Origin of the sequence: Actinomadura sp. BRA 177, from assembly GCF_013372625.1 — a bacterium.
Taxonomy (GTDB): Bacteria; Actinomycetota; Actinomycetes; order Streptosporangiales; family Streptosporangiaceae; genus Spirillospora.
Genome location: NZ_JABXFD010000632.1, coordinates 1 through 17,568, shown reverse-complemented (window position 1 = coordinate 17,568; position 17,568 = coordinate 1). Strand labels below are relative to the sequence as shown.

The following is a 17,568-nucleotide window of genomic DNA, read 5'->3' as shown; positions in this document are numbered from 1 at the left end:
GCGGGCGGGGGAGTTGGTGGACTGAGTGTTCGGAGGGTCCGGCGGCTGGTGGCGGCCGAGTGTGGACTGCCCGGCAGGGCGGTCAGCGTGCACGTCGTGCCCGAGATCCCTCGGACGGCCACCGGCAAGCCCGACCACCGGGCCGTTCTCGGGCTCGCTCGCGCCGAGCCGCCGGGCGGCGCGGACCTGTGCCGCCTGTACGCGCGGATCCTGGACCGTCCCGGCGTCACCGAGGACGACAGCTTCGTCGGTCTCGGCGGTGACTCGCTGTCCTACGTGGAGATGTCGCTAAAGCTGGAGGAGGCTCTCGGAGCGCTGCCCGCCGACTGGCACACCATGCGCATCCGCGATCTGCGGCGCCCGGCGCGGCGCGGCGGGCTGCGGACGGTGGAGACGGGCATCGCGCTGCGCGCCGCGGCGATCGTCGCCATCGTCGGGTCGCACATCGGCGTGTTCACGGTTCGGGGCGGGGCGCACGTGCTGCTGGCGGTGGCGGGCTTCAACTTCGCCCGGTTCCACCTCACCTCCGCCGGTGCCGGGCGGCGCCGCGCGAACCTGCTGGCCGCCCTGGGCCGGATCGCCGTGCCGAGCGTCCTCTGGATCGGCCTCGCGGCGCTCGTCACCGCCGACTACCACCTGGTCGACGCGCTGCTGCTGAAGAGCGCGACGGGGCACGACAGCAACTACTGGTTCATCGAGGTGATCGTCTACATCCTGGCCGCCATGGCGGCGTGGCTGAGCGTCCCGGCCCTGGACCGGGCGGAGCGGCGCGCGCCCTTCGGGTTCGCGCTCGGCCTGCTCGGCGCGGCGCTGCTGCTGCGCTACGACGCCGGCGGGCTCGCGGACCTGCCGGACGCGATCACCGCCTGCTGGCTGTTCCCGCTCGGCTGGGCCGCGGCGCGGACGTCCGGCGCGCCGCAGCGGCTGCTGCTGACCGCGGCCGTGCTGGTCACCGTCCCCGGCTATTTCGGTCCCGGCGCCGCCGCGCGGACGGCCGTCGTCATCGCCGGCGTCCTGCTGCTGATCTGGGTCCCGAAGCTGCCGAGCACGGCCTGGCTCAACCGGCTCGCCGGCCTGCTGGCCGCCGGTTCGCTCTACATCTACCTGGTCCATTGGCAGATCTACCCGCTGCTGGAGGGCCGCTCGGAGTGGCTGGCCCTGCTCGCCTCCCTCGCGGGCGGTGTCGCCTACGCCGCGGTCGCCGCCCGGGCCCTGCCGCGGCGGGGATCGGCCAGGTCCGGGTGGGTGCGGACGGTCAGGAGGGGCGGTAAGGAAGGAGTCACGTTGACGTACGGTTAGTCCGGAATGCCCTCCGTTTGCTTGCTCATTATCTCTGTGCCGCTTACCGTTACGGCAGTGAGGAGTTACTCCGCGTCTCGCGGATTGCCATACGACCGAGCACGTTCCAGCAGCTGAGAGGCATACAGGACACGTTCGTCGACCGGATGCGGCCGGATCGCCCTGCGGCCGATCACCGGGGGCGCGCCGCGCGCGGCCCGGCGATGTCGTGCATCCGGACGCGAGTAAATCCTCGCTAGGCAGGGCCCCGAGTCCGCAGGGGTCCGCGGCGAGGAAGGATCTGCCTCATGGAGAGCGTCCTGCTGGGTGCAGCGCTGCTGGTGACCCTGGTCGCTCTCGTCATCGTGATCCTGTGGCGTCCCGGCATGCCCGGCAGAGCCGCGGCGGAGATCGCCCGGGCGCAGAGCGAGGCCGACGAGATCCGGTCGACGGCGAAGCGGGACGCGCAGGACGTCCTGGAGCAGGCCGAGCGGGAGACGCAGCGGGCCGCGTCCGCGGCGCGCGCCGAGGTCGAGGAGGAGGGCCGCGGCCTGCGCGACGACCTGCGGACCGTCCGGGAGGATCTGGAGCGCCGGGAGGCGCGGCTCGCCGAGCGGGAGCAGCGGCTGGACGCGGAGATGCGCCGGCTGGAGGAGTGGCAGGGGCGCCTCACCGAGGCCCGGCAGGCCCTCGACGCCCGCAAGGAGGAGCTGGCCGGCGTCGCCGAGGAGCGCCGCAAGGTGCTGGAGCGCGCGGCCGGGCTCACCGCCGGGCAGGCCAAGGGCGAGTTGGTCGCGGCGATCGAGAACCAGGCCAAGCGGGAGTCCATCCCGATCGTGCGGGAGATCGAGAACACGGCGCGGGCGGAGGGCGAGAAGCGCGCCCGCAAGATCGTGACGCTGGCGATCCAGCGGGTCGCGAGCGAGCAGACGGCCGAGTCGGTCGTGTCGGTGCTGCACCTGCCGAGCGACGAGATGAAGGGCCGCATCATCGGGCGGGAAGGGCGCAATATCCGGGCGTTCGAGACGACGACCGGGGTGAACCTCATCATCGACGACACCCCGGAGGCGGTGCTGCTGAGCTGCTTCGACCCGGTGCGCCGCGAGGTCGGGCGGCTGACGCTGGAGAAGCTCGTCCTGGACGGCCGCATCCACCCGCAGCGCATCGAGGAGATCTACGAGCGCAGCAAGAGCGATGTCGAGCAGCTGTGCGTGCGGGCAGGTGAGGACGCCCTCGTCGAGGTCGGCATCGCCGACATGCACCCGGAGCTGATCGCGCTGCTCGGGCAGCTCCGGTACCGGACGTCCTACGGGCAGAACGTCCTGAAGCACCTGATCGAGTCCGCGCACATCGCGGGCGTCATGGCGAGCGAGCTGCGGCTGCCGGTGGAGGTCGCCAAGCGGTGCACGCTGCTGCACGACATCGGCAAGGCCCTCACCCACGAGGTGGAGGGCAGCCACGCGCTGATCGGCGCCGAGATCGCCCGCCGGTACGGAGAGCACGAGGACGTCGTCCACGCGATCGAGGCGCACCACAACGAGGTCGAGGTCCGGACGGTCGAGGCGGTGCTGACCCAGGCTGCGGACGCGGTGAGCGGCAGCCGGCCGGGAGCGCGCAGGGAGTCGCTGGAGGCGTACGTCAAGCGGCTCGAACGGCTGGAGCAGATCGCCCGCGAGAAGCACGAGGGCGTGGAGAAGGTCTTCGCCATGCAGGCCGGGCGCGAGATCCGCGTGATGGTCAAGCCCGACAGCGTGGACGACATCCAGGCGCAGGTCATCGCCCGCGACATCGCCAAGCAGGTCGAGGACGAGCTGACCTACCCGGGACAGATCCGCGTCACCGTCGTCCGCGAGTCCCGCGCCATCGAGTTCGCCCGCTGACCGGGGCCCGTCCGCTGGGGGCGGACGGGCGTGGGGGTCAGCCGACGGTCAGGTTGATGGGTTCTACGTTGCGGGGCTCGAAGCCGAGGGTCTGACCGTAGAAGGCCAGTTCGGCCTCCAGGCAGCGGATCACCGTTCCGGCCTTCCGGAAGCCGTGTGACTCGCCCTCGAACGTGAGGTAGGCGTACGGCATCTTCTTGGCGGCCAGTTCCAGCGCGAAACGCTCGGACTGGTCCGGCGGGACGATCGGGTCACTCAGCCCCTGCAACAACAGGACGGGGCAGGCCGTCTTGTCGGCGTGGCTGAGCGGCGACCGCTCCTCGTAGGCGCGCTCGAAACCGGGCAGGGGGCCGATGAGCCCGAACAGATAGTGCGACTCGAAGTCGTGGGTGGCCTCGGCGAAGCTCTGCAGGTCGCTGATCCCGAAGTAGGACGTGGCGGCCTTGAACAGGCCGGTCTGCGTGATCGCGGCGAGCGTCGTCCAGCCGCCTGCGGAGCCGCCCCGGATCGCGAGCCGCGCCGGGTCGGCTATGCCGCCGTCCACGAGCGCCTGGGCCGCGGCTATGGCGTCCTCTACGTCGACCACGCCCCACTGGCGGCGCAGCCGTTCGCGGTAGGCGCGGCCGTAGCCGGCCGATCCGCCGTAGTTGACGTCGATGACACCGATGCCGCGGCTGGTGAAGTAGGCCCGCTCCAGGTCGAGGACCTTGGAGACGCGTCCGGTCGGCCCGCCGTGGACGAACACCACGTACGGCGGCAGTTCGCCCTCGGGCGCGGCCGCCTCCGGGTTGGTCGGCGGGAACACGTAGGCGTGGACGGGACGTCCGAACGGCCCTTCCAGGCGTTCGGCGCGCGGCTTGGACAGGTACGCGACGTCCGGCAGCTCGGCCAGCTCCCGGCGCAGCCCCTCGACACGCCCGGTCGTGGTGTCGACGCGGACGACCGACGGCGGCAGGTCGGGGCCGCCGCCGATGCCGACGATCGTCGTCCCGTCCGCGGACAGCTCCGTCGCCCAGTGCTCGTAGGGGACCTCAAGGTCGACGAGGTCGAGCGTCTCCGGGTCGTACACGCCGAGCCGCATGTCGCCCTCCCCGTGCAGGACGGCGAGGCGCCCGTCGCCGAGCAGCGCGTACGGCATGCCGCCGAGCTGCCACAGCGGGCTCGCGAACTCCTCCTCGGCCGGGTAGAGCGCCTGCGGCGACTCGCCGTGCAGGCCGACCTGGTAGATGTTCCACCAGCCGGGCCAGTCGGAGATCACGTACAGGGACTCGTCGTCGCGCCACAGCGGCGCGAGGGCCGACTCCTTGAGGCCGCCCTTGACGGTCCGGGGCGCGACCGTGCGGCCGTCCTCGATCGCTGCGACGCGCACCTCGGTGCCGTCCCACGGCATGCGCGGGTGGTTCCACTGCACCCACGCCAGGTGCCCGCCGCCGGGGGACGCGGCCGGGCTCGCGTAGAACTGGGCGCCGGTGACCAGCTCGCGGATGGCGCCGGCGTCCTCGGCGGCGCGGCCGTCCAGCGGGACGGCGACGATGGCTCGCCGGATCCCCGCGGTGCCGGGCTCCTCGACCGGAGGCCGCTCACCCTCCTCGCCCTCGGCGGGCTCGGGCTGCGGCGCGGCGATGTGGCCCTCGCAGACGCACCAGATCTCCGTCCCGTCCGGGGACAGGCCGTAGTCGGCGTAGCGCAGCCCCGCCGGGACGGCCGGGACGGGCGTCAGCGGGTACGGCTTGGGGTCGCCTTCGTCGAGCCGGTGGAGCCGCTGGTCGTCGTAGTTGGAGAACACGACCGACCAGCCGTCGCCGGTACGGATCGGCAGGTACGACCGGCCCCCGTACTCGTGGACGCGGGTACGGGCGTCCCACGGCGCCTGCAGCAGCTCCGTGCGGTGCCCGCCCTTCAGATGGATGACCGTGGTCCGCCCGTTCTCCTCGGGCCGGGTCTCCTGCCACCACACGTCGTCGCCCGCGACGGTGGGAAAACTGAGGCGCAGCCGGGCGCGGGCGACATCGGCCGCGGAAATGGGGGAGGGCCAGGAGCCGTAGGGGAGGGTCGCACGAGCGGTCATAACAGGAATCGTCCCGCATACGGGGATCGGTTGGGGCCATGACGGGCTGTTTGACTTCGGAAAGATATGCACGGCGACCAGGAGACTCGCCGGTAACAGGGCGGAGGGCGCCACCGGAAACCGGCGGCGCCCCCGACGTGGAACGTCCAGGCGGTCAGGTCGACGGGACGGCCTGCTCCCTGACCCCGACCCCGGCCGCGGGCGGCGCGCCGCCCGTGCCCATGGTCTTTGCCTGCGTCTTGCGGCTGCGGCGGCTGCGCGCCTCCAGCCACGTCGCCACCTGGCTCACCGACATGTTGATCGCGATGTAGATCACCGCGACCACGATCCCGGCCTGCAGGACGTTGTTCTCGTAGTTGGCGGGCACCTGCTTGAAGCCGGCCTGCAGCAGCTCGGGGTAGGCGATGATGAACCCGAGCGCGGTGTCCTTCAGCAGGACGACGATCTGGCTGACGATCGCCGGCATCATCACCGTGATGGCCTGCGGCAGCAGGATGAGCCGCATCACGCCGTTCTTGCGCAGCCCGATGGAGTAGGCGGCCTCCGACTGCCCCTTCGGCACCGACAGCACGCCCGCGCGGACGATCTCGGCGAGCACCGCGCCGTTGTACATGGTGAGGCCGAACACGACCGCGGCGAACGCGGGCACCGTCACCACGCCGGCGTTGCTCTCCACGCCGAAGATCGAGAAGAAGTAGTCGACCGAGATGCGCTGCAGCTGGCCGAACTGCGACTCGGCGATCTCCGGGCTGATCTTGTTCGGGACGAAGAACGCCAGGAAGATCAGGATCAGCAGCGGGATGCCGCGGAAGAACTCCACGACCGCGCCGGCCGGGAGCCGGATCCACCAGTGGTCGGACAGCCGCGCCAGGCCGAACACGATGCCGAACAGCAGCGCCAGCACGGTCGCGACGGCGGCCGCCTTCAGCGTGTTCAGCAGGCCGGGCAGGATCAGGTGCCGCCAGACCGTCCACTTGGTGAACGGCGTCCAGAGCTTCTCCGCGAACTGCCCCTTGTCGGCCAGCCGCCACAGGAGCGCGGCGAGGATCGCGGCGAGCACCAGCGTGACGACGGCCGTGAGGATCCTGTTCCGCCGCTGCGCCCGCGGCCCGGGGATGTCGAAGAGGACGGTCGCTTCTTTACTCATCGGGCCCTCCTCGCCTCTCTCGCTTCGCTGCTCACCGCGCCACCGCCATTCGCTTGGCCAGCCAGCCGAAGAAGTAGCCGGTCGGCAGGGTGAGGATCAGGAAGCCGACGGCGACGCCGAGGAACAGCGGGATGACGCCGTTGGCGAACGTGGGCTTGTCGATGATCGTCTTGGTGACCAGCGCGACCTCGGCGTAGCTCGCCGCGGCGGCGACCGTGGTGTTCTTGATCATCGCGATCAGGACGCTGCCCAGCGGCGCGATGATCGCGCGGAACGCCTGCGGCAGGATGATCATGCGCAGCGACTGGGTGAAGGTCAGGCCGATCGACCGCGCCGCCTCCGCCTGCCCCAGCGGGACGGTGTTGATCCCCGACCGGAGCGTCTCGCAGACGAAGGCGCCGGTGTAGGCGGACAGCCCGAGGACGGCCCACCAGTAGTAGGTGACCGACGAGTTCGCGGAGAACTTCAGCGCGAGGATGTCGTTGAGGCCGAGGCTGCACATCAGCAGCACCAGCGTCAGCGGCGTGTTGCGGACGACGCTGACGTAGCCCGTGCCGAAGCCGCGCAGCACCGGGATCGGGGCGACGCGGAAGCTCGCCAGCACCGTGCCGATGATCATGGACAGCACCGCGGCGGCGGCCGCCAGGCGGATCGTCGCCCAGAACCCCTGCAGGATCTCGTCGAAGCTGTCGAAGAACGGGCTGAAGTCAAACATTGCTCAGCTGTTTCATGGCGTTCCAGCGGTGTCGGGCCGGCAGGTGTCGGGCCGGCCGGTGTCAGGCCGTCCGGTCAAGCCGCGCCGGTGCGTCCCGGGATAGCGCTCCCGCTGGGACGCACCGGCGCGGCGGGCCTCAGACGCGGCCCCGGATCAGGAGCAGCCCTCCATCTGCGGGACGGTCGTGACGAGCTTCAGCCCGGTGCCGGCGAAGTGCTTCTCCAGCAGCGTCTTGGCGGTGCCGTCGGAGTACATGTCGTTGATGGCCTTGTTCACGGCCTCGCAGGTCTCGGTGTCGCCCTTCTTGATGCCGACGCCGTACTTCTCGTCGGTGAAGGGGTCGTTGATGACCTTGAAGGAGCCCTTCTGCTGGTTGGCGAAGCCGGCGAGGATCAGGTCGTCGGTGCTCACCGCGTCCAGCGCGCCGGACTTCAGCTTGCTCACGCACTCGGAGTAGCTGCTGGCGTCCACCAGCTTGACGCCCGAGATGTTGAGCTTGCCGTCCGGCGGGCCCTCGGTGATGCGGCGGAAGGAGTTCGACCCGGCCGCCTTGCAGAGCTTCTTGCCCTTGAGGTCGGCGGTCTTCTTGATGTCGGTGTTGTCGGCCTGGACCATCGTGTCCTGGTGCGCGACGTAGTAGGGACCGCCGAAGGTCACCTGCTTCTTGCGCGCCTCGGTGATGGAGTAGGTGGCGACCACCAGGTCGACCTGCCCGCCGCCGATGAACGACTCGCGGTTCGCGGAGGTCGTCTCCTTGAACGTGATGCCGTTCTCGGGCACGCCCAGCTTCTGCGCGATGTACTTGGCGACGTCGACGTCGAAGCCGTCGAAGGTGCCGTCGGGCTTCTTCAGGCCCAGCGCCGGCTGGTCGAACTTGATGCCGATGGTGAGCTTCTTGTCGTCCTTGGCCTTCTGGACGACCGTCTTGGCCTCGGTCTTCTCGGTGTCGCTGCCGCACGCGCTGAGCGCCAGCGACAGCGCCATCCCCGCCCCGATGAGGGCGCCGAAACGACGTACTCGCATTTCTCGTCCTACCTCTGCTCTCGTGCCGGAGCCCCGCGGCTTGTGAACCATTTTCATCCTCGGTGGACTGGCAGGTTCAGCTCCTGGGCATGGCCGGATGACATTGATTCAGTGCGTGAGGATCTTTGAAAGGAAGTCCTTCGCGCGGTCGGTTCGCGCATTGGTGAAGAACTCGTCGGGGGTGTTCTCCTCGACGATCTGGCCGTCCGCCATGAACACGACCTTCTGCGCGGCCCGGCGCGCGAAGCCCATCTCGTGCGTGACGACGATCATCGTCATGCCCTCGCGGGCCAGCCCCGTCATGACGTCCAGCACCTCGTTGACCATCTCGGGGTCCAGCGCCGAGGTCGGCTCGTCGAAGAGCATCACCTTGGGCCGCATGGCCAGGGAGCGCGCGATCGCCGCCCGCTGCTGCTGCCCGCCGGACAGCTGCGCCGGGTACTTGCCGGCCTGGTTGGCGATGCCGACCCGGTCCAGCAGCTCCATCGCGTGCTTCTGCGACTCCTGCTTGCCCTGCCTGCGGACCTTCACCGGCCCGAGCGTGACGTTCTCCAGGATCGTCCGGTGGGCGAACAGGTTGAACGACTGGAAGACCATGCCGACGTCGGCGCGGAGCTTCGCCAGCTCCTTGCCCTCCTTGGGCAGCTCCTTGCCGTCGACGAGGATCGTGCCGCCGTCGATGGGCTCCAGCCGGTTGATCGACCGGCACAGGGTCGACTTGCCGCCTCCGGACGGGCCGATGACGACGACCACTTCGCCGGAGTCCACGGTGAGGTCGATGTCCTTGAGGACGTGCAGCTCGCCGTAGTGCTTGTTGACGTTCTCCATCACGACGAGGGGCCGGCCGCCCGCGGGGGCCGGCTCCGGAACGGAGTCCTCCGGCTCGTCCTTGGTGAGGTCGAGTCCGCCTTCGCTGTCCGTCATGCGGTCGGACTTTACGTCATTGTCAGAATCGCGAAAGTCGCCGAGCGGTACCGATCCGATCACGAATCCCCATGTCGGACGGGGTCCATCGTGGCGGAGAGTGATCATCGGTGCTGGCCGGAGCGGTGGGGCGGCGCGTTCCGATATGGCGTTCGTCCGAGGCGCGCCGGGCCCGTACCCTTGGTTACCGTCATGAGTGCGCCAATGGAGACGGCCGCCCGCACGTACGAGATCCGTACCTACGGGTGCCAGATGAACGTCCACGACTCCGAGCGGCTGTCCGGGTTGCTGGAGTCGGCCGGATATGTCCGTGCGGAGGACGCCGAGCCCGACGTGGTGGTGTTCAACACCTGCGCGGTGCGGGAGAACGCCGACAACCGGCTCTACGGCAACCTCGGCCATCTGCGGCCGGTCAAGGACGGCCATCCGGGCATGCAGATCGCCGTCGGCGGCTGCCTCGCGCAGAAGGACCGCGACACGATCGCCAAGCGCGCCCCCTGGGTGGACGTCGTGTTCGGCACCCACAACATCGGGTCGCTGCCCGCGCTGCTGGAACGGGCGCGCGTGCAGAGCGAGGCGCAGGTCGAGATCGAAGAGTCGCTGGTGACCTTCCCCTCGACACTGCCGACGCGCCGGGAGTCGCCCTACGCGGCGTGGGTGTCGATCTCCGTCGGCTGCAACAACACGTGCACGTTCTGCATCGTCCCGTCGCTGCGCGGCAAGGAGAAGGACCGCCGTCCCGGGGAGATCCTCGCCGAGGTGGAGGCGCTCGTCGCCGAGGGCGTCCTGGAGGTCACCCTGCTGGGGCAGAACGTCAACGCCTACGGCTCGGGCTTCGGCGCCCTGTCCGCGGCGCCGGACGAGGTGCGCGCGATGACCGAAGGCGGGCAGTCGGCGTTCGCGGGCCTGCTGCGCGCGTGCGGGGGAGTGGAGGGCCTGGAGCGGGTCCGGTTCACCTCGCCGCACCCCAAGGACTTCACCGACGACGTCATCGCCGCGATGGCCGAGACGCCGAACGTGACACCGTCGCTGCACATGCCGCTGCAGTCCGGTTCGGACGCGGTGCTGCGCGCGATGCGCCGCTCGTACCGGCAGGAGCGCTACCTCGGGATCATCGAGAAGGTCCGGGCCGCGATCCCGGACGCGGCGATCACCACCGACATCATCGTGGGGTTCCCCGGCGAGACCGAGGCCGACTTCGAGGAGACCCTGCACGTGGTGCGGGAGGCGCGGTTCTCGTCGGCGTTCACGTTCCAGTACTCCAAGCGCCCGGGCACCCCGGCCGCGACCATGGACGGCCAGCTGCCGAAGGAGGTCGTCCAGGAGCGGTACGAGCGGCTGATCGCCCTGCAGGAGGAGATCTCCTGGGCGGAGAACAAGAAGCAGCTCGGCCGCACCCTGGAGGTCCTGGTCGCCGAGGGCGAGGGCCGCAAGGACGAGGAGACCCGCCGGCTGTCGGGCCGGGCGCGCGACAACCGCCTGGTCCACTTCACCGCGCCGGACGAGCGGGTCCGGCCCGGCGACATGGTCACCGTCGAGGTCACCTACGCGGCGCCGCACCACCTGGTCGCGGACAAGCCCGTGCTGGACGTCCGCCGGACGCGGGCGGGCGACGCGTGGGAAACCCGCCAGGGGGAGGGGCAGGACGCTGGGCAGAAGGGCGTCGCGCTCGGCATGCCGTCGATCGGGCGTCCCGCCCAGCCGGCGTCGCCCGTCAACGGGTGTTCCTGAGACGCCGGTGGCGGAGGAGGCAGTGTGCTCGTAGCGGCGGCGGTATGCCCGCATCCGCCCGTTCTCGTCCCGGAGATGGCGGGGGAGGCGGCGCCGGAGCTCGACGCCCTGCGCGCCGCCTGCGATCGTGCCGTCGGCCGTCTGGCGGGCGCTGACGCGCTGATCGTCGTCGGCGGCGGCGCGGAGACGCGGTCGTACGGTCCGGACGCCTACGCGTCGCTCAGGCCCTACGGGCTCGGCTGGACGAGTCCCTGTGATCTCGAGGACGGTGCTGAGCCGCTCCCGCTGTCCCTGACGATCGGACGCTGGCTGCTAGAGCGCCAAGGGCTCGGCGCGCGCTATCAGGCCGTCGCGTTCGACGCCGAACCGGAAGACTGCCTGGCGCTTGGCCGAGAGGTGGCTGAGACGGCGGATGATGTCGCGCTACTCGTGATGGGCGACGGGTCTGCGTGCCGCTCGGAGAAGGCGCCCGGCTATCTCGATGTGCGCGCGCGCCCCTACGACGAGGGCGTGGCGCGCGCGCTCGGGGATGCCGACACCGCCGCCCTGGCCGCCCTGGACCCCGGTGTCTCCCGGGACGTCCAGGCGGCCGGGCGTGCGGCGTGGCAGGTGCTGGCCGGTGCGGCCGGCGGTACGGCCGGTCTCACCGGCGAACTGCTCGCCGACGAGGCGCCGTACGGTGTCGGCTACTTCGTGGCGGGCTGGTCGCGGAACGGCCGTTAGGACGTCCGGCCGCCGCCGGGCTGGTCGCCCAGGCCGGTGTCACCACTCTGGCCGCCGAGGCCTGTGTCGCCGCCCAGGCCTCCGCCCTGGCCGTCGCCCTGGCCGGACTGGCCGCCTTCGCGCTCGATGTAGTCGCCGGCCTTGTTCTGGGCCTTGTCGACCTTGTCGGCGTACTTGCCGCCGGTCTTCTCGTCGAACATGTCCCCGGCCTTCTCCACGCCCTGCTTGGCCTGGTCGGAGTGCTGTCCCAGCATCTGCTTGACCTTGTCGACGATGGACATATCCGATCCCCCCGGATCCGTCGTCTCGATCGGTGCTGCGCGAGGCTCGCGCAGCACCCGTACAACCACGGCCATACCCGTTCTGTTGCGACAATCAATCCGTGACCTCACCTGATGTGTTCCATGTCATCGCGGTCGTCGGGGCGACGGCGGCCGGGAAGTCCGATCTCGCCGTGGAACTGGCGCTGCGGCTGGACGGCGAGGCGGTCAACGCCGACTCGATGCAGCTTTACCGAGGCATGGACATCGGGACGGCGAAGCTCTCCGCGGCCGAGATGCGCGGCGTCCCGCACCACCTGCTGGACGTCTGGGACGTGACACGGACGGCGAGCGTCGCCGAATACCAGCGGCTCAGCGCCGACGCGATCGCGGACGTCCGGGGCCGGGGGCGGCTGCCCGTGCTGGTCGGCGGGTCGGGCCTGTACGTGCGGGCGGCGCTCGACCACCTGGAGTTCCCGGGGACGGACCCGGCCGTCCGGGCGCGCCTGGAGGAGGAGCTGGCGCGGGTCGGCCCCGGCGTGCTGCACGAGCGGCTGCGCGGGCTCGATCCGGCCGCCGCGGACGCGATCCTGCCGAGCAACGGCCGCCGGATCGTCCGGGCCCTGGAGGTCATCGAGATCACCGGCCGGCCGTTCACCGCGACACTGCCCGAGCACCGGTACCGGTACGACTCCGTCCTGCAGATCGGGCTGAGCGTCCCGCGCGAGGTGCTGGACGAGCGCATCGCGCTGCGCGTGGAGCGGATGTGGGACGCGGGCCTGGTCGACGAGGTCCGCGACCTGGAGAAGCACGGCCTGCGGGACGGCCTGACCGCCGGGCGCGCCCTCGGCTACGCGCAGGTGCTCCGGTTCCTCGCGGGGGAGTGGACGCAGGAGCAGGCCAAGGAGGACACGATCCGGACGACCCGGCGCTTCGCCCGCCGCCAGGAGTCGTGGTTCCGCCGCGACCCGCGCGTCCAGTGGCTGCCCTACGATGCGCTTGACCTGGTCGAACGTGCCCTTGCACTGATCACGGAGGAGCCGGGGCGGGACGCCTGACGAAGGCAATACGATCGAAGGATGCGGTTCGTCAAAGGCCATGGCACCGAGAACGACTTCGTGATCCTTCCCGACCCGGACGGCGTCCTCGACCTGACGCCGGAGGCCGTCGCACGGCTGTGCGACCGGCGGGCCGGGATCGGCGCCGACGGCGTCCTGCGCGTCGTCCGCACGAAGGCGACCGAGCATGAGGCCGACGCCGAGTGGTTCATGGACTACCGCAACGCCGACGGCAGCGTCGCCGAGATGTGCGGCAACGGCATCCGCGTCTTCGCCCGCTACCTCGTCGACGCCGGCCTCGCCGCGCCCGGCGAGTGGGACGTGGCGACCCGCGCGGGCCTGCGCCGCGTGACGCTCGGCGCGTCCGGCGACGTCAGCGTCGACATGGGCCTCCCCGAACTGCTCGGCTACGGGGAGGCGTCCCTGGCGGGGACGACGTTCCAGGGCCGGCGCGTCTCGGTGGGGAACCCGCATCTGGCGTGCCGCGTGGACGAGCCGGTCGCCGCGCTGGACCTGTCCCGCGCCCCCGGCTTCGACCCGGCTGCGTTCCCCGAGGGCGTGAACGTGGAGTTCTTCCGCACGGTCGGGGACCGGCACGTGGAGATGCGGGTGTACGAGCGCGGCTCGGGCGAGACCCGCTCGTGCGGCACCGGGACGGTCGCCGTGGCCGCCGCGGCGGCCCTCGGGACCCCCGGCACGTCGGAGTGGACGGTCGACGTCCCGGGCGGCCGGGTGACCGTCACGCTGGACGGGGAGTCCGCGTTTCTGCGGGGCCCGGCAGTCCTGGTCGCCGAGGGCGAGACCAGGCCGGGCTGGGGCTGAGCACCCCGTCCCACCAGGTATTGTGACGATTCCAGGGCCGTCCCGGCATGAACGGGACAGGTGTCCCTCTGCAACGGGACGATGTGCCGCATAACTTCTTACTTGCACACCCTCTGGTGAATGGCCCGTACGGACCGGGATGGGAGCCCCGGCGCCGTACGGAGCCCGAGGGCCGGTGGCGACCTTCTTGGCGGGGGGCGGTCACCGGCCCTCCCACCAGGGTGACGCCGAGGAGAATGCGCGTCAGGGATGGGCGCCGTTGACCGGGAGCCGCGCCCGGACGAGAGTGCCGCCCCCGGGCCCGGGCCCCACCGTGCAGGATCCGCCGAGTTCGGTCGCGCGCTCGCGCATGGACGACATGCCGACACCGGAGCGCAGGCGGGCCGGCAGCCCCACCCCGTCGTCCCCGACCGTGACGTGCAGATCGCCGTTCAGGCACAGCGTGACCTCGGCGCAGCCGGCGTTGGCGTGCCGGTGGACGTTCGTCAGCGCCTCCTGGACGATCCGGTACGCGGCGACCTCCGCGGCGGCAGGCAGGCCGGTCAGATCGCCCTCCACACGCACGTCGACGTTCGGGCCGTCCCCGGTGGCGACGACACCGCCGAGCGCCTGGATCGCGCCCTCCAGCCCCAGATCGTCCAGCGCGGGCGGACGCAGCCCGTACACGAGTTCGCGGATGTCGCCGATGGTGCGTCCCATGGTGGCGCGCAGGTCCTCCAGGAGCGGGTCGACCGCCTCAGGGTCGGTCTTGAGCGTGATGCGGGCCGCGTCCACCGTCATGGCGAGGCTGGCGAGGGTGGGGCCGAGCCCGTCGTGCAGGTCGCGGCGCAGCCGCCGCCGCTCCTCCTCGCGGGTGCGCAGGATGTGCTCGCGGGAGCGCTGGACGTCCGCGGCGAGCCGGGCCGCGTTCGCCAGCTCGGCGAGGTTGCGGGCCAGCACCCCCGACAGCCGCGTGTCCGGGGTGCGGGTGACGCCGAACAGCAGCCGGCCGACCGGCTCGCCGTGCCACACCAGCGGGATGAGCTGGGGCCGCGCGCCGAGCACGCCGTCCTCCGCGGAGATCGTCCGGCCGTCGCGGTCCAGCACCTCGATCACGACGCCGGTCGCGTGCAGCGCCGAGCGCGCCACCTCGGCCGCCACGGCGAGCGCGGCACCGGGGTCGGCGGCGGTCTGCAGCCGCCGGTTGAGCCGGTCGGCGATCCGGTACGGGTCGCGCTCGCCGTGGATGACCCCGTCCACCGTCCGCTGGAGGCGCCGCCGGACGGGCTCGAACACCGCACCCGCCACGATCGCCCCGGCCAGCCCGGCGAGGGTGCCCTTACCGTGGGCGAGCACGCTCGCCGCGCCCACCAGCGCGAAGTACACGCCGGTGATGACGGCGACGAGCCCGGCGTACACCAGCGTCCGGCTGACCACCAGATCGATGTCGTACAGCCGGTACCGGGTGATGGCGATCGCGATGCAGATCGGGACCGCCACGATCGTGATGTTGCGCAGCGGATCCCCGATGGGGCTGTTCTCGCCGATGTAGATGACCCCTTCGGCGATGATGCCGGGGTAGATGACCCAGGCGATCTGCCGCCGCACGTCCGGCGCCGACCGCACGAACCGGACGAGCACCGACAACAGACCCGCCGCCAGGGTGCCGATGATGACGACACTGATGCCCAGCGGAATCTCATCGAACGGGTACACCGACACGCCGTTGTGGAACCGCCGCACATCGGGATCGATCGTCAGGTGAACGCAAACGATGACCGGCACCAGACAGGCCAGCACCAGCACCGGCCGGAACCACCGCGACACGAGCCGCCCGTCCGGGAAGATCAGCGGCAGGATCAGCGTCAGCGCATACGTGTCAATGGCCCACAACCAGGTACTGAGCCAGTCGACGAACCCGGCGATGGCCCAGTCGTGCCGCCCCGCCCACGGCCCCAGGTTCAGCGACAGCACATACGTCGCCGCGCTGAACCCGGCGCCGACCATCAGCCAGGCGACCTTCAACCCCGGCCGATGCCGCAGCAGGACGGCCCCCACCGGCGTCCAGGCCAACGCGACGAGGATCTCCGGATGCCACCACACCATCCGCACGCCCGAGGGCAGTTGCGCACCGATGACGAGCGACGCGGCAACGAACCCGACCGCGATCAGCGCGAACAGGACGCCGAAGCGTCCCGCCGCGCGGCCGTGTCCTGCCGTCTCCATCATGCACTCCCCGCCCGAAAGTAATGGAATGTTAAAGCGTTCAGCTCCTCGTCCTGCAGTCTTTGGGGCGTCCATCTCAGGACACCGTGATCAAATCCGCTCCCGCCGCCCCGCGCACACGCTGCGCCGGGCGTGCCGTGATGGTAACCGCCGATCCCGCTGAGAAGAACAAAAGTCGCAGGTCAACGCACCTTCCGTAACATTCCCGCACGTTCAGTGCCCAGCACGCCGCACTCCGTGGCACTTACTGACAGGTAGCCCTGCCCGCAGAACCGCCGGAGGGCCGACCGCCCAGGGCGCCCGCGGCGAACTCGGGCCGCGCCGACGCGGGACGCGCACTCATGTGCCGCCGCGCCTGAAACAACGCCGCCATGGCCCCCTCCGCACGACCCTGTTCCGGGACGGAGGGCGAGATGCGGGCGTCCAGGATCTGCGCGGCCTCGCGGAAGCGCGCCCGAAACAGACGCGTGCGGCCTCGACAAGGTTCCGTCCGTGCCGGACTTCGGAGTTGCCCAAGAGATCCGGCGACTGCACCGAGAACACCCCGCGAGCCCCGTCAAGAGCGGCCTTCAGCGACGCGACGTCATGAAGGTCCCCCCGCACAAGTACGGCATCGAGCGCGGCGGCGCGCTCCGCGCCGGGATCGCGCACCAGGGCATGGACGCGAACACCCGCGGCTTCTCCACGTCGCTCGCCGCCGGCGACACTTGCCATGCCGTCATGCGCGAGGCAACGACAACCCTGCTGAACCGCGCCCTCGCCACGGACACCGTCCGCCCCGACGTCTCCCCGGAGACCTGCTGACCCTGACCAGCGCCGTCTTCACCGAAGGCGACCCACCTGCCCTGACGCGAAGAACACAAAAGCCCCCGGCGACCCGCGCATGTGCACCGGGCCCGGGGGCTCTTGGGGGGAACTAAAGCCGCTTGAGAACCTCAGCGAAGCGCCAAAAGTCCTCGCGGCTCACGAGAATCTTGGGGCCATGGGGGTCCTTGCTGTCACGGATCGCCACCCTGCTCGGGATGCCGGCGACCTCTACACAGTTGGCCGCGTTGTCGCCACTCCGTGAAGCCTTGCGCCACTTGGCGGTGCTCAGGTCCATCTGTTGTCATCACCCTTCTGATCAGCGCTGGCTTTACAGTCAGCGCCTTGGGTGCCGCCGTGTTTCTGCCTGCGGTTCGGGTGCTCTAAAGGTTCTTGAGTGTCTCGGTGAAGCGACGGAAGTCCTCGCGGTTCACAAGGATCTTGGGGCCGTGGGGGTCCTTGCTGTCCCGGAGTGCCACGCTGTGCGGGATGCCGGCGACCTCGACGCAGTTGTCGCCCTGGTCGCTGCTCCTCGTGGCCTTGCGCCACTTGGCGGTGCTCAGGTCCATCTCTCGTCAATCACCCTTCTGATCAGCGCTCGCGTGTCCTTCACGCTCAGCGCTTCCGCTTGCAGCGTAACGAAGGCTTCGGATGCTAGCCCCACATCTTCGGGTCTGGTTGACGTCTCGCCTCCGTATGCCTTCAAGGTGTACACCACCTGGCGTTGGTCCGGCAGGGTGGCTATGGCGAACGGGGTCCACACTCCCCGGTAGTAGGAGAAGGGAGCGATCTGGATGTTGATTGTGTCCATTCACGGGTGTTGCTGAGCTGCGGTGATGGGTGTCGGGTTTTGCCCGCGGCGTCCGAGTTGATCTTGGTGGGTTGATCGTCGATCATCGTCGGGTGTCCCCTGCCGATCAGCCGTCGACC

At 70.6% G+C, this 17,568-nt stretch carries 18 protein-coding genes; 7 read left to right on the top strand and 11 right to left on the bottom strand.

Features of this window, described 5'->3' with window-relative positions; all coding sequences use genetic code 11:
- Window positions 1–1,299 (top strand): phosphopantetheine-binding protein (locus HUX53_RS35355; protein WP_217920286.1); only part of this gene is annotated, 1,299 nt, incomplete at its 5' end.
- 287 nt (window positions 1,300–1,586) lie between these two features.
- Window positions 1,587–3,158, top strand: coding sequence for a ribonuclease Y (rny, locus tag HUX53_RS35350; protein WP_176407629.1), 1,572 nt, complete (start codon window positions 1,587–1,589; stop codon window positions 3,156–3,158).
- Between the two features lie 37 nt (window positions 3,159–3,195).
- On the opposite strand, the gene HUX53_RS35345 is transcribed toward rny, so the two are convergent.
- The 5 genes from HUX53_RS35345 to HUX53_RS35325 form a co-directional block, all read right to left on the bottom strand.
- Window positions 3,196–5,226 carry a prolyl oligopeptidase family serine peptidase gene (locus tag HUX53_RS35345; RefSeq protein WP_176407628.1) on the bottom strand — a complete coding sequence of 677 codons (2,031 nt, stop codon included), beginning with the start codon at window positions 5,224–5,226 and terminating at the stop codon, window positions 3,196–3,198.
- Between the two features lie 154 nt (window positions 5,227–5,380).
- Window positions 5,381–6,373, bottom strand: coding sequence for an amino acid ABC transporter permease (locus HUX53_RS35340; RefSeq protein WP_176407627.1), 993 nt, complete (start codon window positions 6,371–6,373; stop codon window positions 5,381–5,383).
- Between the two features lie 31 nt (window positions 6,374–6,404).
- A complete protein-coding gene (locus HUX53_RS35335; RefSeq protein ID WP_176407626.1) occupies window positions 6,405–7,088 on the bottom strand; it encodes an amino acid ABC transporter permease in 684 nt (227 codons plus the stop codon).
- Window positions 7,089–7,241: 153 nt separating this feature from the next.
- Complete coding sequence (locus HUX53_RS35330) at window positions 7,242–8,111, bottom strand: glutamate ABC transporter substrate-binding protein (protein ID WP_176407625.1); 870 nt, start codon at window positions 8,109–8,111, stop codon at window positions 7,242–7,244.
- 108 nt (window positions 8,112–8,219) lie between these two features.
- A complete protein-coding gene (locus HUX53_RS35325; RefSeq protein ID WP_309237587.1) occupies window positions 8,220–8,942 on the bottom strand; it encodes an amino acid ABC transporter ATP-binding protein in 723 nt (240 codons plus the stop codon).
- Window positions 8,943–9,227: 285 nt separating this feature from the next.
- On the opposite strand from HUX53_RS35325, the gene miaB reads away from it, so the two are divergent.
- Window positions 9,228–10,766, top strand: a complete 1,539-nt coding sequence (miaB, locus tag HUX53_RS35320; RefSeq protein ID WP_217920285.1) for a tRNA (N6-isopentenyl adenosine(37)-C2)-methylthiotransferase MiaB — start codon at window positions 9,228–9,230, stop codon at window positions 10,764–10,766.
- A 24-nt stretch (window positions 10,767–10,790) separates the two neighbouring features.
- The gene (locus tag HUX53_RS35315) at window positions 10,791–11,489 is read left to right on the top strand and encodes a hypothetical protein (protein ID WP_176407623.1); all 699 of its coding nucleotides are present in this window, start codon (window positions 10,791–10,793) and stop codon (window positions 11,487–11,489) included.
- Here the strand turns inward: HUX53_RS35315 and HUX53_RS43220 are convergent.
- Complete coding sequence (locus HUX53_RS43220) at window positions 11,486–11,770, bottom strand: antitoxin (RefSeq protein WP_176407622.1); 285 nt, start codon at window positions 11,768–11,770, stop codon at window positions 11,486–11,488. The genes HUX53_RS35315 and HUX53_RS43220 overlap by 4 nt on opposite strands.
- 101 nt (window positions 11,771–11,871) lie before the next feature.
- On the opposite strand from HUX53_RS43220, the gene miaA reads away from it, so the two are divergent.
- Window positions 11,872–12,807, top strand: coding sequence for a tRNA (adenosine(37)-N6)-dimethylallyltransferase MiaA (gene miaA / locus HUX53_RS35305; RefSeq protein WP_309237586.1), 936 nt, complete (start codon window positions 11,872–11,874; stop codon window positions 12,805–12,807).
- 21 nt (window positions 12,808–12,828) lie between these two features.
- Window positions 12,829–13,629: a diaminopimelate epimerase gene (gene dapF, locus HUX53_RS35300; protein WP_176407621.1), complete on the top strand. Its 801-nt coding sequence runs from the start codon at window positions 12,829–12,831 to the stop codon at window positions 13,627–13,629.
- 243 nt (window positions 13,630–13,872) lie between these two features.
- Here dapF and HUX53_RS35295 read toward each other — a convergent pair whose 3' ends face one another.
- Both HUX53_RS35295 and HUX53_RS35290 read right to left on the bottom strand, forming a co-directional pair.
- A complete protein-coding gene (locus HUX53_RS35295; RefSeq protein ID WP_255205948.1) occupies window positions 13,873–15,837 on the bottom strand; it encodes a histidine kinase in 1,965 nt (654 codons plus the stop codon).
- A 336-nt stretch (window positions 15,838–16,173) separates the two neighbouring features.
- Window positions 16,174–16,485 carry an NmrA family NAD(P)-binding protein gene (locus HUX53_RS35290; protein ID WP_309237585.1) on the bottom strand — a complete coding sequence of 104 codons (312 nt, stop codon included), beginning with the start codon at window positions 16,483–16,485 and terminating at the stop codon, window positions 16,174–16,176.
- On the opposite strand from HUX53_RS35290, the gene HUX53_RS42000 reads away from it, so the two are divergent.
- Window positions 16,420–16,638, top strand: a complete 219-nt coding sequence (locus HUX53_RS42000; protein WP_255205951.1) for a hypothetical protein — start codon at window positions 16,420–16,422, stop codon at window positions 16,636–16,638. The genes HUX53_RS35290 and HUX53_RS42000 overlap by 66 nt on opposite strands.
- A gap of 112 nt (window positions 16,639–16,750) precedes the next feature.
- On the opposite strand, the gene HUX53_RS35285 is transcribed toward HUX53_RS42000, so the two are convergent.
- From HUX53_RS35285 to HUX53_RS35275, 3 genes are all read right to left on the bottom strand, one after another.
- Window positions 16,751–16,936, bottom strand: coding sequence for a DUF397 domain-containing protein (locus tag HUX53_RS35285; protein ID WP_176407618.1), 186 nt, complete (start codon window positions 16,934–16,936; stop codon window positions 16,751–16,753).
- An 85-nt stretch (window positions 16,937–17,021) separates the two neighbouring features.
- Window positions 17,022–17,207, bottom strand: coding sequence for a DUF397 domain-containing protein (locus HUX53_RS35280; RefSeq protein ID WP_176407617.1), 186 nt, complete (start codon window positions 17,205–17,207; stop codon window positions 17,022–17,024).
- Entirely contained in the window at window positions 17,198–17,449 is a 252-nt protein-coding gene (locus tag HUX53_RS35275) for a Scr1 family TA system antitoxin-like transcriptional regulator (protein WP_176407616.1), read from the bottom strand. The genes HUX53_RS35280 and HUX53_RS35275 overlap by 10 nt, the downstream gene beginning before the upstream one ends.
- Window positions 17,450–17,568: the final 119 nt, after the last annotated feature.